The 22,928-nt window shown below is 62.4% G+C and carries 23 protein-coding genes, 3 tRNA genes and 1 pseudogene; 11 read left to right on the forward strand and 16 right to left on the reverse strand.

Going from position 1 to position 22,928, the window contains the following annotated elements:
- Window positions 1-222: 222 nt before the first annotated feature.
- Window positions 223-600 carry a LacI family DNA-binding transcriptional regulator gene (locus tag AC1DUB_RS25405; protein WP_477731911.1) on the reverse strand — a complete coding sequence of 126 codons (378 nt, stop codon included), beginning with the start codon at window positions 598-600 and terminating at the stop codon, window positions 223-225.
- 280 nt (window positions 601-880) lie between these two features.
- Here AC1DUB_RS25405 and AC1DUB_RS25410 point away from each other — a divergent pair, with 280 nt between their 5' ends.
- The 3 genes and pseudogenes from AC1DUB_RS25410 (at window position 881) to AC1DUB_RS25420 (ending at window position 1,991) form a co-directional block, all read left to right on the forward strand.
- Entirely contained in the window at window positions 881-1,420 is a 540-nt protein-coding gene (locus tag AC1DUB_RS25410) for a gamma carbonic anhydrase family protein (protein ID WP_477731912.1), read from the forward strand.
- Between the two features lie 117 nt (window positions 1,421-1,537).
- Window positions 1,538-1,681, forward strand: a pseudogene (locus tag AC1DUB_RS25415) (2Fe-2S iron-sulfur cluster-binding protein); the annotation flags it as partial.
- A gap of 124 nt (window positions 1,682-1,805) precedes the next feature.
- Window positions 1,806-1,991: a hypothetical protein gene (locus AC1DUB_RS25420; RefSeq protein WP_477731913.1), complete on the forward strand. Its 186-nt coding sequence runs from the start codon at window positions 1,806-1,808 to the stop codon at window positions 1,989-1,991.
- Between the two features lie 153 nt (window positions 1,992-2,144).
- Here the strand turns inward: AC1DUB_RS25420 and AC1DUB_RS25425 are convergent.
- The 10 genes from AC1DUB_RS25425 to pip all read right to left on the reverse strand — a co-directional run bounded on the left by AC1DUB_RS25425 (window position 2,145) and on the right by pip (window position 10,677).
- Window positions 2,145-2,221: transfer RNA gene (locus AC1DUB_RS25425), tRNA-Asp, on the reverse strand.
- Window positions 2,222-2,320: 99 nt separating this feature from the next.
- Window positions 2,321-2,396: transfer RNA gene (locus AC1DUB_RS25430), tRNA-Glu, on the reverse strand.
- Window positions 2,397-2,482: 86 nt separating this feature from the next.
- A tRNA-Ala gene (locus tag AC1DUB_RS25435) sits at window positions 2,483-2,558 on the reverse strand.
- Window positions 2,559-2,621: 63 nt separating this feature from the next.
- Window positions 2,622-4,010: a glutamate--tRNA ligase gene (gene gltX / locus AC1DUB_RS25440; RefSeq protein ID WP_477731914.1), complete on the reverse strand. Its 1,389-nt coding sequence runs from the start codon at window positions 4,008-4,010 to the stop codon at window positions 2,622-2,624.
- A gap of 8 nt (window positions 4,011-4,018) precedes the next feature.
- Window positions 4,019-5,242, reverse strand: coding sequence for an O-succinylhomoserine sulfhydrylase (locus AC1DUB_RS25445; RefSeq protein WP_477731915.1), 1,224 nt, complete (start codon window positions 5,240-5,242; stop codon window positions 4,019-4,021).
- Between the two features lie 2 nt (window positions 5,243-5,244).
- Window positions 5,245-6,762, reverse strand: a complete 1,518-nt coding sequence (gene purF, locus AC1DUB_RS25450) for an amidophosphoribosyltransferase (protein ID WP_477731916.1) — start codon at window positions 6,760-6,762, stop codon at window positions 5,245-5,247.
- 100 nt (window positions 6,763-6,862) lie between these two features.
- Complete coding sequence (locus AC1DUB_RS25455) at window positions 6,863-7,351, reverse strand: CvpA family protein (protein WP_477731917.1); 489 nt, start codon at window positions 7,349-7,351, stop codon at window positions 6,863-6,865.
- Between the two features lie 19 nt (window positions 7,352-7,370).
- A complete protein-coding gene (locus tag AC1DUB_RS25460; RefSeq protein WP_477731918.1) occupies window positions 7,371-8,141 on the reverse strand; it encodes an SPOR domain-containing protein in 771 nt (256 codons plus the stop codon).
- A gap of 91 nt (window positions 8,142-8,232) precedes the next feature.
- Complete coding sequence (gene folC / locus AC1DUB_RS25465) at window positions 8,233-9,543, reverse strand: bifunctional tetrahydrofolate synthase/dihydrofolate synthase (RefSeq protein WP_477731919.1); 1,311 nt, start codon at window positions 9,541-9,543, stop codon at window positions 8,233-8,235.
- 144 nt (window positions 9,544-9,687) lie between these two features.
- Window positions 9,688-10,677, reverse strand: a complete 990-nt coding sequence (gene pip, locus AC1DUB_RS25470) for a prolyl aminopeptidase (RefSeq protein WP_477731920.1) — start codon at window positions 10,675-10,677, stop codon at window positions 9,688-9,690.
- A gap of 234 nt (window positions 10,678-10,911) precedes the next feature.
- Between pip and AC1DUB_RS25475 the strand changes: the two genes are divergently transcribed.
- From AC1DUB_RS25475 to argG, 4 genes are all read left to right on the forward strand, one after another.
- Window positions 10,912-11,262, forward strand: a complete 351-nt coding sequence (locus tag AC1DUB_RS25475; RefSeq protein WP_477731921.1) for an ArsC family reductase — start codon at window positions 10,912-10,914, stop codon at window positions 11,260-11,262.
- 304 nt (window positions 11,263-11,566) lie between these two features.
- A complete protein-coding gene (locus tag AC1DUB_RS25480) occupies window positions 11,567-12,286 on the forward strand; it encodes a glycine zipper 2TM domain-containing protein (RefSeq protein ID WP_477731922.1) in 720 nt (239 codons plus the stop codon).
- Window positions 12,287-12,475: 189 nt separating this feature from the next.
- Complete coding sequence (ppnP, locus tag AC1DUB_RS25485) at window positions 12,476-12,802, forward strand: pyrimidine/purine nucleoside phosphorylase (protein WP_477717850.1); 327 nt, start codon at window positions 12,476-12,478, stop codon at window positions 12,800-12,802.
- A 27-nt stretch (window positions 12,803-12,829) separates the two neighbouring features.
- Complete coding sequence (argG, locus tag AC1DUB_RS25490) at window positions 12,830-14,167, forward strand: argininosuccinate synthase (protein ID WP_477731923.1); 1,338 nt, start codon at window positions 12,830-12,832, stop codon at window positions 14,165-14,167.
- 88 nt (window positions 14,168-14,255) lie between these two features.
- Here argG and murB read toward each other — a convergent pair whose 3' ends face one another.
- Window positions 14,256-15,320 (reverse strand): UDP-N-acetylmuramate dehydrogenase, encoded by a 1,065-nt coding sequence (murB, locus tag AC1DUB_RS25495; RefSeq protein WP_477731929.1) that lies wholly within the window; start codon window positions 15,318-15,320, stop codon window positions 14,256-14,258.
- Between the two features lie 85 nt (window positions 15,321-15,405).
- Here murB and AC1DUB_RS25500 point away from each other — a divergent pair, with 85 nt between their 5' ends.
- Together AC1DUB_RS25500 and AC1DUB_RS25505 are read left to right on the forward strand one after the other, a co-directional pair.
- Window positions 15,406-15,891, forward strand: coding sequence for a YajQ family cyclic di-GMP-binding protein (locus tag AC1DUB_RS25500; protein WP_477731924.1), 486 nt, complete (start codon window positions 15,406-15,408; stop codon window positions 15,889-15,891).
- Window positions 15,892-16,016: 125 nt separating this feature from the next.
- The gene (locus AC1DUB_RS25505; protein WP_477731925.1) at window positions 16,017-16,640 is read left to right on the forward strand and encodes a retropepsin-like aspartic protease family protein; all 624 of its coding nucleotides are present in this window, start codon (window positions 16,017-16,019) and stop codon (window positions 16,638-16,640) included.
- Window positions 16,641-16,692: 52 nt separating this feature from the next.
- Here the strand turns inward: AC1DUB_RS25505 and plsY are convergent, their stop codons facing one another.
- The 3 genes from plsY to AC1DUB_RS25520 all read right to left on the reverse strand — a co-directional run bounded on the left by plsY (window position 16,693) and on the right by AC1DUB_RS25520 (window position 19,063).
- On the reverse strand, window positions 16,693-17,331 hold the full coding sequence (plsY, locus tag AC1DUB_RS25510) for a glycerol-3-phosphate 1-O-acyltransferase PlsY (RefSeq protein ID WP_477731930.1): 639 nt from the start codon (window positions 17,329-17,331) through the stop codon (window positions 16,693-16,695).
- Window positions 17,332-17,383: 52 nt separating this feature from the next.
- A complete protein-coding gene (locus AC1DUB_RS25515; RefSeq protein WP_477731926.1) occupies window positions 17,384-17,875 on the reverse strand; it encodes an aminoacyl-tRNA deacylase in 492 nt (163 codons plus the stop codon).
- A gap of 123 nt (window positions 17,876-17,998) precedes the next feature.
- Window positions 17,999-19,063, reverse strand: coding sequence for an aldo/keto reductase (locus AC1DUB_RS25520; protein WP_477731927.1), 1,065 nt, complete (start codon window positions 19,061-19,063; stop codon window positions 17,999-18,001).
- A 252-nt stretch (window positions 19,064-19,315) separates the two neighbouring features.
- On the opposite strand from AC1DUB_RS25520, the gene AC1DUB_RS25525 reads away from it, so the two are divergent.
- A complete protein-coding gene (locus AC1DUB_RS25525; RefSeq protein WP_477731931.1) occupies window positions 19,316-19,981 on the forward strand; it encodes a YiaD family glycine zipper/OmpA-like lipoprotein in 666 nt (221 codons plus the stop codon).
- 139 nt (window positions 19,982-20,120) lie between these two features.
- On the opposite strand, the gene AC1DUB_RS25530 is transcribed toward AC1DUB_RS25525, so the two are convergent.
- On the reverse strand, window positions 20,121-21,833 hold the full coding sequence (locus tag AC1DUB_RS25530; protein ID WP_477731932.1) for an acetate--CoA ligase: 1,713 nt from the start codon (window positions 21,831-21,833) through the stop codon (window positions 20,121-20,123).
- Between the two features lie 98 nt (window positions 21,834-21,931).
- Between AC1DUB_RS25530 and AC1DUB_RS25535 the strand changes: the two genes are divergently transcribed.
- Window positions 21,932-22,873 (forward strand): alpha/beta fold hydrolase, encoded by a 942-nt coding sequence (locus AC1DUB_RS25535; protein ID WP_477731928.1) that lies wholly within the window; start codon window positions 21,932-21,934, stop codon window positions 22,871-22,873.
- Window positions 22,874-22,928 lie beyond the last annotated feature (55 nt).

The following is a 22,928-nucleotide window of genomic DNA, read 5'->3' on the forward strand; positions in this document are numbered from 1 at the left end:
GTGCAGTAGTCCCGTGTCTTTGGGTGGGCTGCGCCAACCCGCGTTACTGGATCGACAAGATGATCAAGTACGAAGCACACGACTGTCTCGGCCATAGTTGACGACGCCGGGAAAGCGGCCCGCACCGAACCCGCGCTCGACGAGCCGCATGAAAAATGCGCGTGCCAAGCCGCACCCAACACGGGGCGTCACCCTCGGCCACCAGGAGTCGGGAGGGGCCGCTTACCCCAAATTGATTCTCTGTACGCCAAGCGAAGCGGCGAAGGCATTGGGGAGGTAGCCCGGTTGCTGCGCGATGCATCCAATCGTCTGGCGCGCTTCTGGCGACACCTTGACCCCATGCCGCAAAGCCCGTGACACAGACGCGGGATGCACTCCGGCCTCTCGCGCGATGCCTTCAAGAGTGACGCGGGGCCTCGCCGAGTCTTGCGCACGTAACACCGCTCCGATGTTGCCTCGACTACTCATGGCATTGCCAGCCAGGGAGATCGAAGCTCGCCAACACAAGGGAAAACACCCATAAAAGCTTGCCTTGCAAGTTGTGGCGCGCGTATTTATACTGAGGCAATCGATTGCCTTTATTTTGCTTGACGCCAGCATTCATCTGCCAAATAAATGCCGCTCAACGAAGAAATACAACAAGAATACTGTTTATCTTCAAAGGCAATCGATTGTTCTAATTTGATGTTACCGCCTCGCCTCGTGTCACTATTTTGCTGAAGATCACCATGCCCATTGCCACCGACACTCCCTTGCCGACCCCTCTATCGCTGCGCAAACCCTGCTCTATGTCTTGAGCAACGGCCTCGAATACGGCCGGGCTGCTCGCCCAAGATGGCCGGCATGCGCGTCGAATGACAAGACCGGCCGGAGCCCAGCGATGACCAACCTCGATGTCCCCAGGCATTTCTTCGCCGAACCGCGCATCGATGCGAGCGCGTTCATCGCACCGACCGCCACGGTGATCTGTGATGTGCAAATTGCAGCTCTCGCCTCGATCTGGTTCGGCGTCGTGGTGCGCGGCGACGTGCAGGCGATTCGCATCGGCGAAGGCAGCAATATCCAGGACGGCACGATCGTGCACGCCAGCACCGGCGGCGTGCCAACGCAGGTGGGCAGCTTTTGCACAGTCGGTCACGCCGCGGTGCTGCATTCCTGCACGCTGGACGACTACGCCTTCGTCGGCTTCGGCGCGCGCGCGCTCGACGGCAGCCGGATCGAATCGGACGGCGTGCTCGCGGCAGGCGCGGTGCTCACGCCGGGAAAGATCGTCCGCAGCGGCGAGCTGTGGGCCGGTAACCCGGCCCGTTTGCTGCGGCGGATCGAGCCACCAGAAGTCGCAAGCTATCGCGCCATCGCGCCGCGCTACGTCACATTGGCGCAGGCGTACCGGCTCAGGCCGGCAGCGGCGCGCCCCTGAGAAGCCGCCGACTGCGCATCAAGTTCACCACGATCCCTTTTCTCTCCCAGCGGCAATAAGCATCACTCAACGCAGGCGGAAATCATGGCAAACAACATCAAGTCAAGGAGCAGTCCTATGCCAAAAAAATTAGCGCTACGGGTCAACGGCGCGGCCCGCTCGGTCACGGTCGATCCCGATACGCCGCTACTCTATGTTCTGCGCAACGACCTTGAGTTGAACGGCGCCAAATACGGCTGTGGCCAGGCGCAGTGCGGCGCCAACGGCCACCCGTGCCGTCATTCAGACGCAGGTGGACTGGGGCGCCATACGTCGCGTCGCTAAAGGCAATCGCATTAAGCGGCTGGCGCCAAAGTCGGTCGCGGATCCGAGGAAGGTCTCATGGTTGATCGAGGCGGCGCTACGTTATCACGGCAAGGCCGCGGCGCTTGCCACGCTGCAATCCACGGCAGCGCTTTATCCGTTCTTGCTCGACCAGCCTCTCGGCTATGTGATGTCGAACAGCCCGACGTTGGAGCTGCGATCGGACGGCCCCAGCAACCAGATAGTAGTTCTTCGCCCGAGGCGCTGAAAATTCTTGTTCCAGGCACACCTAAGAAGTAGATGCCGTGGCGCGAGATGCGCAGATAAGCCGGAATTCGCATGTGAGAACTCCAAAATGTGGCTCACCTCGAGAGAGGCTTGAAAAGACAAAAGGCCCGATTTCTCGGGCCTTTTGAAAGTTTGGCGGAGTGGACGGGACTCGAACCCGCGACCCCCGGCGTGACAGGCCGGTATTCTAACCAACTGAACTACCACTCCTGGTAGCAGTAACGTTCGCTCTTTCGAGCCAAGTCGCCTTCCCTTGCGGGCTGGCTGTTACTGACTTGCGCCTTGTACATCACACAGGGTGATGAATGCTGGCGACCCCACGGGGATTCGAACCCCGGTACTCACCGTGAAAGGGTGATGTCCTAGGCCTCTAGACGATGGGGTCAAAGCCTTGGAACTTTCCGGACAGACTTATTGTTTTTACACAAAGGCCTGACAAAAAAACTCTGCTAAATCTCTCTCAACAATTTTTGGTGGAGGTAAGCGGGATCGAACCGCTGACCTCTTGCATGCCATGCAAGCGCTCTCCCAGCTGAGCTATACCCCCAAACTCTGCAGATTTCTCAGCAGTTGTCGAGCCTTGAATTATAGCCCGAAAATTCGAGGTTTTTCAAATCTTCAAACGCGAGATCACATCTTCACGTTTCATGAGCTCCAAAATCGCATCCAGCGAGGGCGTTTGCGGGGTGCCCATGACCAGCACGCGCACCGGCATGGCCAGTTGCGGCATCTTCATGCCGGTCTCGGTGAGTACCTGCTTGATTGCCGCCGCAATGGCCGCCTTGTTCCATTCGCAGCCGGCCAGCGCATCGGCCAGTTTGGCGAGAGCCGGACGAACCGCCTCGGTCACATGCGTGCTGATATCCTGCGCGCTCGGCTGTCCACCCGTCACCAGCAATTGCAGCCAGCCGGCCAGCTCCACCAGCGTGCTGCAGCGGTCCTTGAAAAGGCCGCAGCCGCGAACCAGGCGTGCGGTGTCCAGGCTCACGCCGCGTGCAGCCAGGAAGGGCTGCACAAGTTCGGCCAGCTTGTCGTCTGCCGTAGCCTTGAGGTGCTGTGCGTTGACCCAGCGCAGTTTCGCTTCATCGAACTGTGCAGCACTCTTGCCGAGGTGATCGAGGTTGAACCATTGCAGGAATTGCTCGCGGCTGAAAATCTCGTCGTCACCGTGGCTCCAGCCGAGGCGCGCCAGGTAGTTCACCATCGCGTCGGGCAGATAGCCTTCGGCCGCGTACTGCGTCACCGGCTTGGCGCCGTTGCGCTTGCTCATCTTTTCGCCCTGTTCATTCAGAACCGTGGGCAAATGCGCATAGACCGGCACGTCCTTGCCGAGCGCGCGGAAGATATTGATCTGGCGCGGCGTGTTGTTCACATGGTCGTCGCCACGGATCACATGCGTGATGGCCATGTCGATGTCGTCCACCACCACGCAGAAGTTGTAGGTGGGTGTGCCATCCGGCCGCGCAATGACGAGGTCATCGAGCTCGTCGTTGCTGATCTCGATGCGGCCCTTGACCTTGTCGTCCCAGACCACCGAGCCGCCCTGCGGGTTTTTAAAGCGCAGCACGGGCTGCACGCCAGCGGGGACGGGTGGCAGCGTCTTGCCCGGCTCGGGCCGCCAGGTACCGTCATAGCGCGGCTTTTCCTTGGCAGCCATCTGCTTTTCGCGCAGCGCGTCGAGCTCGGCCACGCTCATGTAGCAGGGGTAGACCTGGCCCGCCGCCTGCATCTCGGCCAGCACGGCCTTGTAGCGGTCCATGCGCTGCATTTGGTAGAACGGGCCTTCGTCATGGTTCAGGCCCAGCCAGCGCATGCCTTCGATGATCACGTCGACAGCCTCCTGGCTGGAACGTTCCACATCGGTGTCTTCAATGCGGAGAATGAAGTCGCCACCGGTGGCGCGGGCAAACGCCCATGGATAAAGGGCCGAGCGAATGTTGCCGAGATGGATGAATCCAGTCGGCGACGGGGCGAAACGGGTTCTAGTTTTTTGGGTCATTACTTCTGTTACGTCAGGCTGCTCAGGCTGCCAAGGCCACGAGAAAGGTCGGCCTTGATGTCTTCAACGTGATCGAGCCCGACCGCGACGCGAATCAGGCCTTGTCCGATGCCGGCGGCCTGCCGCTGCTCTTCACTCAGTCGCCCGTGCGAGGTCGTGGCGGAATGGCTGATGATGGTCTTGGTGTCACCGAGATTGGTGGCAATGCTCAACACCTGCGTGCTGTTGATCACATGAAAGGCGTTGGCACGCGCGGATTCGGGGCTGCTGCCGCGGACGTCGAACGACAGCACCGCGCCGCCCTGCCCCGACTGCTGGCGCATGGCCAGCGCGTGCTGCGGGTGTGAGGCCAGGCCGGGGTAGTAAACGCGCGCAACCGCAGGCTGCGTTTCCAGCCATTGCGCAACCGCCAGTGCATTGGCGCTCTGGGCCTGCATCCGGATACCCAGCGTTTCAAGCCCCTTGAGCACGACCCAGGCATTGAACGGCGCCAGCGTCATGCCGGCGGTGCGGACAATCGGGCCGAACACATCGACGATCAGCTTCGAGGGGCCGCAGATCGCTCCCGCCATGACACGGCCCTGGCCGTCCAGATATTTGGTGCCGGAATGGATGATGAGGTCGGCGCCAAATTCAGCGGGCCGCTGCAGGGCGGGCGAGCAAAAGCAGTTATCGACCGCCAGCAACGCGCCGGCACCATGCGCCAGATCGGCGAGGGCGGCGATATCGCACACCTCGGTCAGCGGATTGGTAGGCGTCTCGGCAAACAGCAGCTTGGTTGTGGGACGCAGCGCGGCCTTCCATTCGCCCACGTCGGTCTGCGACACAAAGGTCGTCTCGACGCCAAACTTCCCAAACTCGCGGCCGATCAGGGCAATGGTTGAGCCAAACATGGAACGCGAGCAGATGACATGGTCGCCGGCCTTCAGCAGGCCCATGCACATCATGAGGATCGCGCCCATGCCGGTGGAGGCGCCGATGGCGGCCTCCGTCCCCTCGAGCGCGGCGAGCCGGCGCTCAAAACTGGTGACCGTGGGGTTCGAGGTGCGGCCGTAGCTATAGCCCTCGGTCGTATTGGCAAAGCGCCGCGCCGAGGTTTCGGCATCGGGTTGCACGAAGCCGCTGGTCAGGTACAGCGCTTCGGAGTTTTCGCCGTGCTGGCTGGGCTCCAGCGCCACGCGCACGGCCAGCGTGTCGCGGTGCAGGTTATCGGGCAGTTTTCTTGTCGTCATGTTCAGGCTTCTTGCGGATTGGGAAGCGCCAGGCGCGACACATCCACATCGCCTTCTTCGCTGGTATCCACGCGTTGTTCGTTCATCTTTTCAATCGTCTCACTGGTCACGTCGCCGGTGATGTAAACGCCGTCAAAGCACGACGCATCAAAACCGTCCAGCTTGGGGTTGAGCGAGCCCACGGCGCGCTTCATGCTCTCCACGTCCTGGTAAATCAGGGCATCGCAGCCAATCACCTGACGGATTTCCTCAACGGTGCGGTCATGCGCCACCAGCTCCGTCGCCGTGGGCATGTCAATGCCGTAGACGTTGGGATAGCGCACGGGCGGCGCGGCGCTGGCCAGATACACCTTGCGCGCGCCGGCGTCACGTGCCATTTGCACGATCTCACGGCTGGTGGTGCCGCGCACGATGGAGTCGTCCACCAGCAGCACATTGCGGTCCTTGAATTCGCTCGCAATGACATTGAGCTTCTGGCGCACTGATTTCTTGCGCACGCCTTGCCCCGGCATGATGAAGGTGCGGCCGACATAGCGGTTCTTCACAAAACCTTCGCGGTATGGAATGCCCAGCAGATGCGCCAGCTGGGTGGCGCTGGGGCGGCTGGATTCGGGAATGGGGATGATGACGTCAATCTCGCTGGGCGGCACGGTGGAGACCACGCGCTTGGCCAGCGTCTCACCCAGATTCAGTCGCGCCTGGTAGACCGAAATGCCGTCCAGCACCGAGTCGGGCCGGGCCAGATAGACAAACTCGAAAATACAGGGATTGAGCTTGGGTGAGGCCGCGCATTGCTCGGCATGCACGGTGCCTTCCAGATCCACAAACACCGCTTCGCCCGGCGCAATGTCGCGCTCGAACTGGTGCGAGGTGCCTTCCAGCGCCACCGACTCGCTGGCCACCATCACGGTGGCGCCGTCGTCGTTCTGGCCGTGGCCTATGCACAGCGGGCGAATGCCAAACGGATCGCGGAAAGCCAGCAGGCCGTGACCGGCAATCAGCGCCACCACGGCGTAAGACCCTTTCACGCGCTTGTGCACGCCGCGCACCGCCTCGAACACATCAACCGGGTTGAGCGGAAGGCCGCGCGTGGTTTTTTCCAGCTCATGCGCCAGCACGTTGAGCAGCACCTCGGAGTCGCTCTCGGTATTGATGTGCCGGTGGTCGGTATTGAACAGCTCGGCCTTGAGTTCGGCCGCATTCGTTAGATTGCCGTTGTGCGAGAGCACCAGCCCGAACGGCGCATTGACGTAAAACGGCTGGGCCTCGTCTTCGCTGTAGGCATTGCCGGCCGTCGGATAACGCACCTGGCCCAGACCCACATTGCCCGGCAAGGCGCGCATGTTGCGGGTGCGAAACACGTCGCGCACCATGCCCTTGGCCTTGTGCATGTAGAACTTGCGCCCCAGCTGCGTGACGATGCCTGCCGCATCCTGGCCACGGTGCTGCAGCAGCAGCAGGCCGTCATAGATCAGCTGGTTGACCGGGGCTTTGCTGACGACGCCGACTATTCCACACATAAGCTTATATTTCCATTCATAAATTTTCCGCTGGACCGCCCCGGGGAAAATGCGCCCGTTTCGGGGGGCCGCACCTCACACGAAGTGAAAAGCGTGGGGGTCATACTTTCAAATACTTCGCAAACTTCTCCGGCAGAACCGGCTGCAAACCCTTGAGCGTGGCCGTCAGCATGGCCGCGCCTCTGGACTCCCGCCACCATTCAGTGGTCTTGAGCCCCGTCATGTCAATCACCACCGTGGCGGCCAGCAACAGGATCAGGCCGCGCAGCAGGCCAAATCCCGCGCCCATCACGCGGTCCACCGGCCGCAAGCCAACGGCTTCGACCAGCTTCTTCAGCAAAAAAGCCAGTAAACCGGCCGCAAACACCGCAACAATGAATACCAGCACAAACGCAGCCGCATAGCGCACCGGATTCGAGGCGGACTGGATGGGCAACCGGGCGGCCACCTCGGGCGCAAACCATTGCGCCGCAAAAAACGCCACCACCCACCCCAGCACCGACAAAACCTCATAAACCAGCCCGCGCCAGGCGCCCAGCACCAGCGAGAAGACCAATACCGCCAGCAAAATCCAGTCAACAGCCGCCACGAATGTCCCGACCCGCTGTTTACAAGGTCAGGATGGCGGCCGGCAAATCAAGGGCCTTGATCTTGCTGGCCGCTGTTTCTGCCTCGGCCCTGCTGGCAAACGGCCCGACGCGGACACGAATACGCTTGCCGTCTTTGGTTTCGGCGACCTGCGTGTAGGTTTTCAGGCCGGCTTTTTCCAGCTTGAGCCGCGCTTCGCGTGCCTTGGCCACATCGGCAAAGGCTCCGACCTGCACCACGACACGGCCTGCGGCCTCGTCGGCGGCGGCCTTGCCGGCCGGCGCGGGCGAGCCACTGAGCAGCGCGCTGGCCCGCGCCGCCTCGTCGCTCCCGGCGGCTGGCTTGGGCGCAGGTTTGGGCTCCGGCTTCACATCGGCCTTGACCTCGGTCTTGACTTCCGGCCTGGGTTCAGGTTTTGGCTCCGGTTTTGCTTCGGTTTTTGTAGCTGCCGGCGCCGGCGTCACAGGGCCTGCGGCCTGTTTGGACGGCAGGATTTCTTCCTGGGGGGCCAGGCTGGCGGTGGCGGCCACTTTTTCGGAAGGCGCGGGAACGGCCAGGGGCTTGACCGTGCCCTTGCCGGGAATTTCAATCGGAATGTCCACCGCAATCGGCCGCGGCTGGGTATCGAACAGCAGCGGAAAACCCACCACGCCAATCAGCACCAGCACGGCCGAACCAATCAGGCGGTGTTTGGCGCGCTTGCGCATCACCTCCACGCTTTCCGTTTGAGCGGCTGATCCGGCAGTGGGAGCAGCGTTGGAGCCGCCCCGGCGGAAGTTAAAAAACGGCATGGTGTGGCTTGAATCCGTTGACGGTTAACGTGGGCTGTCGGTCTGCATTTCCAGGCATCACGGGCCCCGGGTCAGACAGGTTTGTCCGGCATCAAGAAGCCAGGTGCGGGGCCATGAGGCGCGGCACCCCGCCCTTCAAAACACCGCCCACCGTGTAGAACGAGCCGAACACCACAATTCTATCAGCGGGCCCTGCAGCCCTCACGGCCGCCTGCAGGGCCAGTTCAGGGGCTTTGTGCGTGGTGGCGGTCACGTCTGGCCGGCTTTCCACCGCCTGCCATTTCGCCGCCAGCTCTTCGCCGCTCGCGGCCCGGGCCGTCGGCAAATCAGTGAAATACCATTTATCGATCAGCGGGCCGACCCGCGCCAGCATGGGTGCCAGGTCCTTGTCGGCCATGGCGCCAAACACCGCATGGGTGCAGGGGTAAAAGCCCATCGCGTCCAGGTTTTCGGCCAGGGCTGCCACCGAGTGCGGGTTGTGCGCCACGTCCAGCACCAGCGTGGGCTGGCCCGGAACGATCTGGAAACGCCCGGGCAGCTCGACCATGGACAGGCCATTGCGCACCGCTTGGGCCGTCACCGGCAGGCGATCGCGCAGGGCCGTCAGCGCCGCCAGCACACCAGAGGCATTGACCAGCTGGTTGGCACCGCGCAGCGCCGGGTAAGCCAGCCCGGCATACCTGCGCCCCCGGCCCGCCCAGCTCCATTGCTGCTTGTCGCCAGAGAAATTGAAGTCCTGGCCGAAGCGCCACAAGTCGGCGCCCATTGCCGCCGCCTGGTCAAGAATGCTTTGCGGCGGCACCGGGTCGCTCACCACCACCGGCTTGCCGGCGCGCATGATGCCGGCTTTCTCCCGGCCTATGCTCTCGCGGTCGTTCCCCAAAAACTCCATGTGGTCCAGGTCAATGCTGGTGATGACGGCGCAGTCGGTGTCCAGGATGTTGACAGCGTCCAGCCGGCCGCCCAGGCCCACTTCCAGGATGACGACGTCCAGCTTCGCATCGGCCAGCAACTGCAAAATGGCCAATGTGGTGAATTCAAAGTAGGTCAGCGAGATTTCATCGCCGTTCTGGACCCTGGCCGTCTCGACACGGGCAAAGTTTGCGACCAGCTCAGCAGCATTGACGATGTCGCCGCGGACCCTGCAGCGCTCTTCAAAATGCACCAGGTGCGGCGAGGTATAGACGCCGGTGCGGTAGCCCGCTTCCAGCAGGATGGCTTCGAGCATGGCGCAGGTCGAGCCCTTGCCGTTGGTGCCCGCCACCGTGATGACGGGACAGGCAAACGCCAGCCCCATGCGCCTGGCCACGGCCTGCACCCGCTCCAGCCCCATGTCGATGCTTTTGGGGTGCAGGCGCTCGCAGTGGGCCAGCCAGTCTTCCAGTGTCTTGAGTTGTTCCATACAGGCCCGCATTGTCGCGCAGACTTTGGCACACCCCCGTTGACCCTCACTGCGTGTAGGGTCCTCCCCCCTTGCAGGGGGCGGCGCCTGCGGCCGGCAAAGCCGGACCGCGGCCCCTGCTGAAAACTTCCGACACAGCCTCGTTCAAGCGGCGAAACGGTCGGTCGCGGCCATCAGCTGCTGCAGGATGCCGGGCTCGTTGAAGGCGTGGCCGGCATCGTCGATCAGGTGAAAGTCCGCCTCCGGCCAGGCGCGGTGCAGGTCCCAGGCGGTTTTGGCGGGCGTGGCCATGTCGTAGCGCCCCTGCACGATGACGCCGGGAATGCCGGCGAGCTTGCCCGCGTCGCGGATCAGCTGGCCCTCCTCCAGCCAGCCGGCGTGCACAAAGTAATGGTTTTCGATGCGGGCGAATGCCAGCGCGAAATCATCGACAGCGTGCTTGGCGGTGGCAGCCGCATCGGGCAGCAGCGTGATGGTCTGGCCTTCCCACAGGCTCCAGGCCCGGGCTGCAGCCATCTGCTCGGCCCGGTTGGAGCTCACCAGGCGCTTGCGGTAGGCGGCGATCAGGTCGCCGCGTTCGGCCACCGGAATGGGCGCCAAAAACTCTTCCCACAGATCCGGAAACAGCCAGGAAGCCCCCTCCTGGTAGTACCAGAGCAGCTCGGCGCGCCGCAGCGTGAAAATGCCGCGCACGATAAGCGCCGACACCTGGGCGGGATGCGTCTGGGCATAGGCCAGCGCCAGCGAGCTGCCCCAGGAGCCGCCAAAGACCAGCCAGCGTTCCACGCCCAGCAGGGTACGCAGCCGTTCGATGTCGGCAACCAGGTGCCAGGTGGTGTTGTTGTCCAGCGAGGCACTGGGGCGCGAGCGGCCGCAGCCGCGCTGGTCAAACAGCAGCACACAGTAACGCTTGGGGTCGAACAACCGCCGGTGGTCGGGGGAGCAGCCGGAGCCAGGCCCGCCATGCAGGAACACTGCGGGCTTGCCTGCCGGGTTGCCGCACAGCTCCCAGTAAATCGAATGGCCGTCACCGGTTTCAAGAATGCCGGTGCGAAAAGGCTCGACAGGCGGGTAAAGAAAGGGCCTGGAGCGGCCAGAGTTGGGGGTCGGGGAATCGGCAGCCGAAGAGGTCATGGGGCATCTTCCATCAAAAATGAAGCGCAGGGGAAAGGCCGGCAAAGAGTACGGGCCATGGCAGGCGCGTGCTGGCATTATTCCAGTGTTGACCGGGCATCGAAGCGCGGGCATCAATACCGGCGTTCGGGTTCGCCTCGGCCCACCGATTCAGCTACTTATTTGATAGCTATTGGCGCCCATAAAACGCGGGTTATGGCCAGTTCTTATCTAAAACTCTGCCAAAATGACCGGATGATCATTCTCTACGGCATTCCCAATTGCGACACCGTCAAAAAAGCCCGCGCCTGGCTCACGGGCCACGGTGTGGACCACCAGTTCCACGATTTTAAAAAGCAGGGCGTCCCACCCGAAAAACTCGCCTCGTGGACGCAGGCCGCAGGCTGGGAAAAGCTGCTCAACCGGCAGGGTACGACCTGGCGCAAACTGGACCCGGCGACGCAGGCGGCCGTGCAGGATGCCGCCACCGCCCAGGCGCTTATGCTGGCCAATCCCAGCATCATCAAGCGCCCGGTCGTGGAGTGGGGTCAGGACATCACGGTAGGGTTTGATGCGGCGGCCTGGCCCGCCAGGGTGCGTCCCTGAGAAATGGGCGGGTGTGCGTGCTTTTGCGTGCCCCTCACCGACCTACCGCCCCTCACCGTGAGCAAACGGGCGGCAAAGCAGCCGCCATGGCAAAACCGCCAGCTTTACAGTTGATTTGCAGAACTCCGCCGGCCAAAACGGCTCTGACTCACTAAAATCAGAGTAATAACCTGAGCCGCTATGGCTATTTATTCCTGGCGAACAGGGTGAATGGGCGGGGTTGTCTGGTGGACGGTATTCGTCACCGGGAGCCAGGCGGCAAACAGGTGAACTTCAGCCACCGGCTGTAAAAAGGGGTTGAGTCATGAAAAAAACACTAGTTATCTCCACCGTTGCGGCTGCAGCAAGCCTGGCCGCCGTACCCGCCTTTGCCACTGACATTCTGGCGCGGGTAATTTCCAGCACGCCGGTGGTGCAGCAGGTTGCCGTGCCGCGCCAGGTATGCAGCAACGAAGCGGTCATCATGCAAGCGCCCAAATCGGGCGCGGGCGCCCTGATGGGCGCTTTGGCGGGAGGCGCTGCCGGCAACGCCATCGGCAATGGCGGCGGCCGCGCGGTAGCGACGGTCATCGGGCTGGTAGGCGGAGCCATGATTGGCGACCGCATCGAGGGGCCCAACAACCAGGTGCAGAACGTGCAGCAGTGCAGCACGCAGACCTTCTATGAAAACCGCCCCAGCCATTACAACGTCGTGTACGAATACCAGGGTACCCAGTACAACGTGCAGATGGCAAACGACCCGGGTCCCTACGTTCGGCTGCAGGTGACACCGGTCGGGGCCATGAACCCCGCCCAACCTGGGCAGCCCGCCCAGCCCCAAGGCTTTATCCAGCCGGCGCCGCAGCAACCTGTTTACATCCAGCAGCCCACCACCTATGTGCAACCCGTGGTGACGGCCCCCGTGGTTTATCAGTCTTACCCCGGCTACTATGCCCGGCCTTACTACGCGCCCTATTACGCACCCATTGGCCTCTCGCTGAACTTCGGCTACAGCCGGGGCTATGGCGGACATCACTGGCGTTGAGCTGAGCTTTCGGCGAATCAAAAAAAAGGGGCATTCAATGCCCCTTTTTTATGCCCCTGTCGGCTTCAGCGACAGGTGGATTCGGCAGAGGTGGGGGACGGGGCCAGGGCAAGGCCCGGGTAACCTAAAATCAGGGATTACCGCAGCAACCTCTGTCCGCGACGTTTTTCTGTTTACCCCCATTCATTCATGATTACCGAAAAAATCGACAACATCAGCGTTACCACCAAGGCCAATGTCTACTTTGACGGCAAATGCGTGAGCCATGGCATCACTTTTGCTGACGGCACCAAAAAGTCCGTCGGCGTGATTCTTCCCGCCACCCTGACCTTCAATACCGGCGCGCCGGAAATCATGGAATGCGTGGCCGGCGCCTGCGAGTACAGGCTGGCTGGCAGCGACACCTGGATCAAATCCGCAGCGGGCGAAAAATTCAGCGTGCCGGGCAATGCAAAGTTCGACATCCGCGTGGCGGAAGGCTTCGAGGCTTACCACTACATCTGCCACTTCGGTTAATCGCCCATCCCCTCAGGAACCTATTTCATGGCCACCATCCTCCAGAACCTGCCCGCCGGCCAGAAAGTCGGCATCGCCTTTTCCGGCGGCCTCGATACCAGTGCCGCGCTGCACTGGATGAAACTCAAGGGCGCCCTTCCCTACGCCTACACCGCCAACCTGGGCCAGCCCGACGAGCCGGACTACGATGAGATTCCGCGCAAGGCGCTGCAGTACGGCGCCGAAAAGGCACGCCTGATTGACTGCCGCAGCCAGCTCGCCGCCGAAGGCATCGCCGCCCTGCAAAGCGGCGCCTTCCACATCACGACCGCAGGCGTCACCTACTTCAACACCACGCCGCTGGGCCGCGCCGTGACCGGCACCATGCTGGTGTCCGCCATGAAGGAAGACAACGTCAACATCTGGGGCGACGGCAGTACCTACAAGGGCAACGACATCGAGCGTTTTTACCGCTACGGCCTGCTGACCAACCCCAACCTCCAGATTTACAAGCCCTGGCTGGACCAGCTCTTCATTGACGAGCTGGGCGGGCGCGCCGAAATGTCGGCCTTCATGACGCAGGCCGGTTTCGGCTACAAGATGTCGGCCGAAAAAGCCTACTCCACCGACTCCAACATGCTGGGCGCCACCCACGAAGCCAAGGACCTGGAGCACCTGGACAGCGGCATGAAGATCGTGAACCCGATCATGGGCGTGGCCTTCTGGAAGGACGAGGTCGAGGTCAAGCGCGAGGAAGTCACCGTGCGCTTCGAGGAAGGCCAGCCCGTCGCGCTCAATGGCAAGACGTTTTCCAGCACTGTCGAGCTGATCCTCGAAGCCAACCGCATTGGCGGGCGCCACGGCCTGGGCATGAGCGACCAGATCGAAAACCGCATCATCGAGGCCAAGAGCCGCGGCATCTATGAGGCACCCGGCCTGGCACTGCTGTTCATCGCTTACGAGCGCCTGGTGACCGGCATCCACAACGAAGACACCATCGAGCAGTACCGCGACAATGGCCGCAAGCTGGGCCGCCTGCTGTACCAGGGCCGCTGGTTCGACCCGCAGGCCATCATGCTGCGCGAGACGGCGCAGCGCTGGGTGGCCAGCGCCATCACCGGCGAGGTGACCGTGGAACTGCGCCGCGGCAACGACTATTCCATCCTCAACACCGTCTCCGGCAACCTGACCTACAAGCCCGAGCGCCTGAGCATGGAAAAAGTCGAAGGCGCGTTCACGCCGCTGGACCGCATCGGCCAGTTGACCATGCGCAACCTGGACATCATTGACACGCGCGACAAGCTGGGCATTTATGCCAAGACAGGCCTGCTGTCATCGGACACTGGCGCCGACCTGTTGCGCCTGAAGGGCAAGGACGACAAGTAAGCCGGCGTTCCAGGGCCACGTGCCAGGAAACTGGCAGATAGCTGCATCCAATCAGGCCGCCTCCGGGCGGCCTGGTTTTTTGCAAGCGTCAGACGACGACGGGCTCAGGTTCCAGCAGGATGCCAAAACGTTCATACACGCTGGTCTGGATGGCCTTGGCCAGGGTCATCACTTCACCGCCCGTCACCGGGTTGCTGGCACCGCCGCGATTCACCAGCACCAGTGCCTGCCGGTCGTAAACGCCGGCATTGCCCACGGATTTTCCTTTCCAGCCGCAGGCGTCGATCAGCCACCCGGCCGCCAGCTTGACTGTTCCGTCGGCCAGCGGGTAGTGAACAATTTTGGGCTCGCGCTGGATGATGTCAGCGCACTGCTCGGGTGAAACGGTCGGGTTCTTGAAGAAGCTGCCGGCGTTGCCAATGACCCGGGGGTCAGGCAGCTTGGCCTTGCGGACCTCGCAAATCCAGTCGTGGATTTGCTGCGCATCCGGCGCGGTGACTCCGGACTGCTGCATCTTTTTCTCGATATCGGCATACCCCAGCACAGCCTTCCAGGCCTTGGGCAGGGAAAACCGCACATGGGTGATCAGCGCCTTGCCCGCCAGGCCGAAACCGGGCGTGCCCGCACTGGTGGCGATGCTGGTGTGTTTGAACACGGAGTCGCGGTAGCCGAACGCGCACTGCGCGGCATTGAGGGTAAAGCGCTGGCCGGTGGTCAAGTCCACGGCATCAAGCGACTCGAAGCGGTCCTGCAACTCCACCCCATAGGCGCCGATGTTCTGCACAGGCGACGCACCGACGGTACCTGGAATCAAGGCGAGGTTTTCCAGGCCCGGGTAGCCCATTTGCAGGGTCCAGGTGACCAGCTCGTGCCAGCTCTCGCCGGCGCCGGCCTCCACGATCCAGGCCTTGGCGGTCTCGCCGACCAGGCGCTTGCCCATGATCTCCACCTTGAGCACCAGGGGTTTGACGTCACCGGTCAGCACGATGTTGCTGCCGCCGCCCAGCACAAACTTGGGCATGGCCCGCAGCGCGTCATCCTGCAGCACGGCAGCAATATCAGACTCGGCACTGACCCGGACGAGGGAAAGCGCCTTGGCCATAATGCCAAAGCTGTTGGAATGCTGGAGCGGAACGTTTTTCTCGACTAACATCATGGGATTGTCTCATCCCTGCCCGCCCTCTACGCCCCCCTTTTTCACCTGTCCTTCTCTCTTACTTCTAGCAAAGACCCGCATCATGCCCTCCTTTGATACCGTTTTAGAAACCGATATGGTCAAGGTCAAGAATGCCGTTGAAAACACCAGCAAGGAAATCGGAACCCGCTTTGACTTCAAAGGCACCGCCGCCTCGATCGAGCTGAAAGAAAAGGACATCACGCTGATTGGCGACAGTGATTTTCAGATCGATCAGATCAACGACGTGTTGCGCAACAAACTCACCAAGGCTGGCGTGGACATACGCTTTCTGGATGTCGGCAAGGTCGAAAAAATTGGTGGTGACAAGGTCAAGCAGGTGACCAAGGTACGCGACGGCATTGAAACCGAGCAGGCCAAGAAAATCCAGCAGCTCATCAAGGGCAGCAAGATGAAGGTGCAGGCCGCCATCCAGGAAGGGAAAGTCCGTGTCACGGGCAGCAAGCGCGACGACCTGCAAGCCGCCATGGCCTTGATCCGGACGGACATGAAAGATCTTCCTCTGAGCTTTGACAACTTCAGGGATTAAATATGGCCCCCACGCTTTTCGCTTCGCGTAATGCGCTGCCCCCCGAGGGGGCTGTGCTTGCTTGGGGCGGCCCGGCGCGGCGCACTTTGCCCTCCTCGCGTATTTCCGTTGTAGCAGGGTTGCTGATGGCATTCACGTTGCTGCACGGCGCGGCTTATGCCCAGTCGGTGGCGCTGGCCGGCATGCTGGGCAGCAAGGCCCTGCTGGTGGTTGATGGCGGCACACCGAAGTCGGTAGCGGCCGGCGAAACGCACCAGGGCGTGAAGGTCGTGTCCACCTCGGGCGACCAGGCTGTCATTGAGCAATCCGGCAAACGCCATACCCTGCGGGTCGGCGACGCGCCGGTGAGCACGGGCGGGAGCGGCGCCTCTGCGGGCCGCGGCACCCGCATCATCCTGACGGAAAGCGGCGGCGGCCACTTCATGACCGCCGGGCAAATCAATGGCCGTGCCGTGCAATTCATGGTCGATACGGGTGCCACCAGTATTGCGATGAGCGTCGCGGACGCCGACCGTGCGGGCATCAACTACAAGAACGGGCAGCCGGTGCGCATCTCCACCGCCAACGGCAACACGCAGGGCTTTCGCATCCAGCTCAACTCCGTGCGCATCGGCGACGTGGAGGTGTACGACGTGGCGGCTGTGGTAACACCCGAGCCCATGCCCTACCTGCTGCTGGGCAACAGCTTTCTGACGCGTTTTCAGATGAAGCGGGAAAACAGCCAGATGACGCTGGACAAGCGGTACTAGACCCCGTCCACACACAACCCGCCGGCATTCACGCACCGGCGCAGTTGCGGTGCTATCGCGCCGTCTTGCCCGAGGAGCCCAGCTTGGACTCGGTGCCCTTGAGCAGCTTGTTGATGTTCTCGCGGTGGCGATACACGAGCAACGCGCTGATGGCGAACATGGCGACCAGGATGCCTTTGTCCACGTACCACGCAGCCCGGTCACCAAAGAGGTAATACAGGGGCGCAAAGACTGCGGCAACCAGGGACGCCAGCGAGGAATAGCGCGAGAAATACGCCACGATCAGCCAGGTCGCAAGGGTTGCCAGGCCCAGCAGCCAGCTAATCCCGAGTAGCACACCCGCAGCCGTGGCCACGCCCTTGCCACCCTTGAAGTGGAAAAACACCGGGTACAGGTGGCCGATAAAGGCCGCAAAGCCCACGGCCGCTACGGTGCCGTCGCCCAGACCATAGTCGCGCCCCAGCCACCGGACCAGCATCAGGGGCAGCCAGCCCTTCAAGCCATCAAGCAGCAAGGTGGCCACCGCCGCCACCTTGTTGCCGGAACGCAGCACGTTGGTCGCACCCGGATTTTTGCTGCCGTAGCTGCGGGGATCATGCAAGCCCATCACCTTGCTGACAATGACTGCAAAAGACAGCGAGCCGAGCAGGTAGGCCGCAAGCGTTGCGCCGAGTGAGTATGCGTAAACCAATGTCATGTCCCTCTTGTTATTCGTCTGGCTATTTGTCTGGCTATTTGTCTGATTATTCGATAAGTGCGCACTGCACCGATTTTGCACCCAGCAGCGTAACGCACACCTGCGGATCGATGCCCACCAGGTAACCGCGCCGGCCCCCGTTGATGGCGATCCGCGGCAAAGCCAGAATGGTTTCCTCGATGTAGACAGGCATGGGCTTTCGCGTTCCGAAAGGCGAGGTACCGCCCACCAGGTAGCCGCTGTGGCGATTCGCCACTTCGGGTTTGCAGGGCTCGACCGATTTGGCGCCAATCTGGCGCGCAAGATTTTTGGTCGAGACCTTGCGGTTGCCATGCATCAGCACCAGCAAGGGCTTGCCGTCCTGGTCCTGCATGACCAAAGTCTTGACGACGGTGAAGGGATCAAAACCCAGCACCTCGGCGCTGTGCTGGGCGCCGCCGTGCTCCAGGTACTCGTAAGGGTGCTCGGTGAAGTCGACCTTGCTGGCCCTCAGGAAGTGCGTGGCCGGCGTTTCGCTGACGTGATTCTTAGCCCCCACGGTCGCTCACTCCGTGTAGCTCTCTGCCCCCCGAGGGGGCCGCCCGCCTGTGGCCCGGCAAAGCCGGTTCCACGGCTCGAACTTGCAATTCGCGGATCACAGGCGCTGAAACATGTGTGGAGCTCACAGCGCCGGGTCGCGCGTTTCCCAACGGATGTTGTCTATCTCGGCCAACACTTCAGGGGAAAGTGTGGTGCCGTAGGCATCCAGGTCCTCGTCCAGTTGCGCGACCGAGGTCACGCCGATGATGGTGCTGGCGACCTGCCATTTGGTGTAGCAAAAGGCCAGCGCCAGCTGCGTCGGGGTCAGGCCATGCGCACGCGCCAGCGCGTTGTAGCGCCGCGCGGCTGCAAGCGCCTCCGGGCGGCCCCAGCGCTGCTTGCGCACCGACTCAAACCTGGCGATGCGCGCTTCCTTGGGCGCCTGCGGGCCTTCCGTGCCCGACTCGTCGTATTTGCCCGTCAGCAGGCCGAAGGCCAGCGGTGAATAAGCCAGCAGAGAAACACCCAGGCGGTGCATGGTTTCATCCAGGGCGTTTTCCACGGTGCGATTGACCAGGCAGAAAGGGTTCTGTACCGTCGCCACACGCGGCAGGCCGTACTGTTCGGCCAGGCGCACGAACTCGTGCACGCCGTAAGGGGTTTCGTTGGACAGACCGATGGCGCGCACCTTGCCCGCCTTGACGAGACCGCCGAGCGCTTCCAGCTGCTGATGGATGGACGACACCGCCTTGTCCTTGGCCGGCTCGAAATACAGCATGCCGAAGGCCGGCACATGGCGGGCGGGCCAGTGGATCTGGTAGAGGTCAATCACATCGGTCTTCAGCCGCTTGAGGCTGTGATTGCAGGCCTGGGTGATATCCGCCGCGGTCAGGTCCGGGCTGCCTTCGCGAATCCAGGACATGCCGCGTGCCGGCCCCGCCACCTTGGTGGCCAGCACCAGCTTGCTGCGGACTGCGGGATTTTTGGCGAACCAGTTGCCAATGATGGTTTCAGTGGCGCCAAAGGTCTCCGCCCGTGCCGGCACCGAGTACATCTCCGCCGTGTCCAGGAAATTGACCCCGCGCTCAAAAGACCGGTCCAGGATGGCATGCGCCGTGGCTTCATCCACCTGTTCACCAAAAGTCATAGTGCCCATGCAGATGGGAGTGACATGCAGATCGCTGGCGCCGAGTTGAACTTTATTCATGAGAGTTTCAATTGCAGAATGAGAAAGGCCCCCGGTTACCGGGAGCGCGAAGCCATCACCTAGTCTGCGATGACAGCACTCGAAAAACGGCTAGTTTAAGGCTTCAAGCCCCATCCGCCCGTGCCGAAGTCGCGCGCTTGTCTTACAAATCGTCACCTTTCGCTGGGCGTACTATCTGCCTGCCAGCGCTTTGCCGCGCTGCCAAGCCAATCAATTTCCATGAGGAGCTTTTCGATGAACATAAACATGAGCATGAACAAACTGGCCATCACAGCCCTGACATCCGCAGCACTCGCCATCGGCGGCCTCTCCGGTTGCGCCAACATGACCGAAACCCAGCAGGATACGGCCAAGGGCGCGGGCATTGGCGCCGTGGCCGGCGCGGTGCTGGGCGCGGCAACCGGTGGTTCAAAAGGCGCTGCCACCGGTGCAGTGCTGGGCGGCGCCGTCGGTGCGGGTGGTGGTTATATCTGGTCCAAGAGAATGCAGGAACAGAAAGCGGCCATGGAGCGCGCTACCGCCGGTACCGGTGTGGCGGTGAGCCAGACCCCCGACAACCGCCTGAAGCTGGACATTCCCAGCGATGTGTCGTTTGACGTGGGCCGTGCGGCCATCAAGCCCAACTTCGCGCCGGTCCTCAATCATTTTGCGACCAGCCTGAACCAGAACGCGGTCACCACGGTGACCATCATCGGCCACACCGACAGCACCGGTTCTGACGCGATCAACAACCCGCTGTCCGTCGACCGCGCCAATGCAGCCCGCGATTACCTGGTGAGCCGCGGCGTGGCCCGCACCCGCATCGCAACCGATGGCCGCGGTTCGCGCGAGCCGGTTGCCGACAACAACACGCAGCAAGGCCGCGACAAGAACCGCCGTGTCGAGATCTATGTGGCCGAGCAGGTCGCAGCGAAATAAGGTACACCCCTATTGACGCTCACTGCGTGTAGCGCCCTTTCCCCTTGCAGGGGACGGCTCCTGCGGACTGGCGAAGCCAGATCCGCGGCGCCTGCCGGAACAAAAAAGCACTCCTTGGAGTGCTTTTTTTATGGCTGGATCAGGTTGATGACTGTGCCTTAAAGCGCTCTTCTTCCTGCAGGCGCAGCACGCGCCGCTGCACCTTGCCGGTGGTCGTCATGGGCAGGGCGTCGATGAATTCGATTTCCTTGGGATACTCGTACGGGGCCAGCATGGTTTTCACATGGGCCTGCAGCGTCGCCGTCATGTCCAGATCGAATTGGCCTGAAGCCCCCGAAAAACGGGAGCGTTCAGCTATAAAGTCAGGAGCAAGCACAACATAGGCCTTCACCACCGCACCACGCTCCCTGTCGGGCTTGGGCACCACCGCCGCATTGGCCACCGCCGGATGCTTGACCAGGCAGTTCTCGATTTCGCCGGGGCCGATGCGGTAGCCGGCCGCTTTGAACACGTCGTCGGCCCGGCCCTCGTACCAGAGGTAGCCGTCAGCGTCACGGCTGGCCAGGTCGCCGGTGCGGCACCAGTCGCCGGTGAACTTGGCCTGTGTCGCAGCGTCCTTCTTCCAATAGCCCAGAAAGAAAATCGGGTCGGGGTCGCCATGGATGTCATAACGGTTTACCGCGACATCGCCGGGCACGCCGACCGCGCACTCCTGCCCCTCATCATCAATCACCGCCACGCGGTGGCCGGGGTAGCCCTTACCCATGCTGCCGGGGCGCGCTGGCCACAGGCTACTGCAATTGCCCACCACGTAATTGATTTCGGTCTGGCCGAACATCTCATTCACGACAACGCCCAGTTGCTCCTGGCAGTAAGCAAACACGGCATCACCCACCGCTTCGCCCGCGCTCATCATGGCCTGCAGTTTCAACTGGAAATGCTCGCGTGGCCGCGGGTAAGCCTTCATCATGGCCTTGAGTGCGGTCGGAAACAAAAAGGTATGCGTCACGCCCTGCCCAGCCATCAGCGTGAAGGCCAGCTCCGGACTGAAGCGGCCGTTGAACGCGACAATGGGGCGGCCGAAATACAGGGTGGGCAGCAAGGCATCCATCAAGCCACCGGTCCAGGCCCAGTCCGCCGGGCTCCAGAAGACGGCGTCAGTCCCCGCGTTGGCTTTGCCATCAAATCCGAACCAGTTCTGGCTGCAGACAAAACCCGGCAGGTTGCCGATCAGCGCGCGGTGCGGCAGCAGCGCGCCCTTGGGCGGGCCGGTGGTGCCACTGGTGTAGATCAGGATGGCGGCGTCTTCTGCCTTTGTCCGGACGGCCGTGAAGGCTTGTTGCTGCGCCGCCAGCGCGCTCTCGTAGTCAATATCGCCCTGGCCTTGTGCGGCGCCCGCCGCGACCACGGTGCGCAGCGCCGGGCACTGCGGCCTCACCGCCTGGATGCTGGCAATGGCGCTTTCATCGCAGATGGCCACCACGGCCTCGCTGTCCTGCAAACGAAACTCCAGCGCCTCAGGTCCAAACAACATGGACAGCGGCATGGCCACTGCCCCCATCTGGAATATCGCCATGTAGGCCACAGCGGTTTCAAAGCGCTGCGGCATCACGATGGCGACGCGGTCGCCGCGCTCCACGCCCAGGCCGGCCAGCGCGTGGCTCAGCGCGTCAGCCGCTTGCTGCAGCGCCCCGTAGGTATGAACAGTGCTGGGAGCCCCGGTTTTATGCTCGCGAATAGCTATTCTTTTTGCAGCACCCTGCCCGCCGCTCTCAGCATGAGCCCAGCGGCCACAGCAGGCTTCGGCGATGTTGAAGTGCTCAGGAACCTGCCAGCGAAAACCGCTGTGCATGGCTGCGTAGTGGTCTGCCACCGGGCCCGGCGGCCCGCCCGCGGGCTTGTCCCTGTTTTGACTGCGTTTCAACTCGGTCCTCCTTATGATGAGGACCAATGTACAAAGAAAAACGTTCTTTCCGCAGCGAGTTTGTCCCTATACGCGGGCTCAGCTACCACGTCCAGGTCTGGCCGGCCGCAGCTGGCGCCTCGCCCCTCGCCGCTCGGCCGCCGCTGGTGCTGGTGCATGGCTGGATGGACGTAGCGGCCTCCTGGCAGTTCATGGTCGATGCCTTGTCAGATGCGTTTGTGCAGGGCCGCACGATTATTGCGCCCGACTGGCGCGGCTTCGGCCAGACGGGCTCAAGCACCTCGGTAGGCCGAACGGACAGCTATTGGTTTGCCGACTACCTGGCCGATCTGGACTTCCTGCTGGACCACTATGCGGCCGGCCAGGCGGTGGACCTGGTGGGGCATAGCATGGGTGGCAATGTAGCCATGCTCTACGCCGGCGTGCGGCCGGCACGCATTCGCAAGCTCGTCAACCTCGAAGGGTTTGGCCTGCCGGCCAGCAAACCCAGCCAGGCCCCCGCGCGCTATGCGAAATGGATGGACGAACTCAAAAGCCTGCACCGGGGCGAACTCGACCTGAAAGCCTACAACGACGTGGACGGCGTGGCGCGCCGGCTCATGAGGACCAACCCCCGGCTCTCGCCCGACAAGGCGCACTGGCTGGCCAGCCATTGGGCCCGCCCCGATGCCAGCGGTAAATGGCGGATTCTGGGCGACGCCGCGCACAAGATCACCAGCGCGCACCTGTACCGGCTGGATGAAGCGCTGGAGATATACCGGCAGATCAGCGCGCCGACGCTGGCCGTTGAGGCGTCCGACGACTCCTTGGCCACCTGGTGGAAAAGCGCCTACACCCTGGCGCAGTACCACGAAAGACTCAAGCAGATACCCCTGGCGCAGGTGGCCGTGGTTCAGGATGCGGGCCACATGCTGCACCATGACCAGCCCGAACAGCTGGCCAGGCTGATCGAGGATTTCCTGGGTTAAGGGCAACACGGTTCAGTCAAGGACCCGTGAAGCTCCCTCCCCCGCTGGGGGAGGG

The organism is Polaromonas sp. P4_F9, from assembly GCF_056401235.1.

Coding starts and splice junctions, on each gene's coding strand:
- AC1DUB_RS25405 (WP_477731911.1), bottom strand. CDS start 600: ATGCTGGCGTCAAGCAAAATAAAGGCAATCGATTGCCTCAGTATAAAT.
- AC1DUB_RS25410 (WP_477731912.1), top strand. CDS start 881: ATGACCAACCTCGATGTCCCCAGGCATTTCTTCGCCGAACCGCGCATC.
- gltX (WP_477731914.1), bottom strand. CDS start 4,010: ATGACCCAAAAAACTAGAACCCGTTTCGCCCCGTCGCCGACTGGATTC.
- AC1DUB_RS25445 (WP_477731915.1), bottom strand. CDS start 5,242: ATGACGACAAGAAAACTGCCCGATAACCTGCACCGCGACACGCTGGCC.
- purF (WP_477731916.1), bottom strand. CDS start 6,762: ATGTGTGGAATAGTCGGCGTCGTCAGCAAAGCCCCGGTCAACCAGCTG.
- AC1DUB_RS25460 (WP_477731918.1), bottom strand. CDS start 8,141: ATGCCGTTTTTTAACTTCCGCCGGGGCGGCTCCAACGCTGCTCCCACT.
- folC (WP_477731919.1), bottom strand. CDS start 9,543: ATGGAACAACTCAAGACACTGGAAGACTGGCTGGCCCACTGCGAGCGC.
- pip (WP_477731920.1), bottom strand. CDS start 10,677: ATGACCTCTTCGGCTGCCGATTCCCCGACCCCCAACTCTGGCCGCTCC.
- AC1DUB_RS25475 (WP_477731921.1), top strand. CDS start 10,912: ATGATCATTCTCTACGGCATTCCCAATTGCGACACCGTCAAAAAAGCC.
- AC1DUB_RS25480 (WP_477731922.1), top strand. CDS start 11,567: ATGAAAAAAACACTAGTTATCTCCACCGTTGCGGCTGCAGCAAGCCTG.
- ppnP (WP_477717850.1), top strand. CDS start 12,476: ATGATTACCGAAAAAATCGACAACATCAGCGTTACCACCAAGGCCAAT.
- argG (WP_477731923.1), top strand. CDS start 12,830: ATGGCCACCATCCTCCAGAACCTGCCCGCCGGCCAGAAAGTCGGCATC.
- murB (WP_477731929.1), bottom strand. CDS start 15,320: ATGTTAGTCGAGAAAAACGTTCCGCTCCAGCATTCCAACAGCTTTGGC.
- AC1DUB_RS25500 (WP_477731924.1), top strand. CDS start 15,406: ATGCCCTCCTTTGATACCGTTTTAGAAACCGATATGGTCAAGGTCAAG.
- AC1DUB_RS25505 (WP_477731925.1), top strand. CDS start 16,017: ATGGCATTCACGTTGCTGCACGGCGCGGCTTATGCCCAGTCGGTGGCG.
- AC1DUB_RS25520 (WP_477731927.1), bottom strand. CDS start 19,063: ATGAATAAAGTTCAACTCGGCGCCAGCGATCTGCATGTCACTCCCATC.
- AC1DUB_RS25525 (WP_477731931.1), top strand. CDS start 19,316: ATGAACAAACTGGCCATCACAGCCCTGACATCCGCAGCACTCGCCATC.
- AC1DUB_RS25530 (WP_477731932.1), bottom strand. CDS start 21,833: ATGCACAGCGGTTTTCGCTGGCAGGTTCCTGAGCACTTCAACATCGCC.
- AC1DUB_RS25535 (WP_477731928.1), top strand. CDS start 21,932: ATGTACAAAGAAAAACGTTCTTTCCGCAGCGAGTTTGTCCCTATACGC.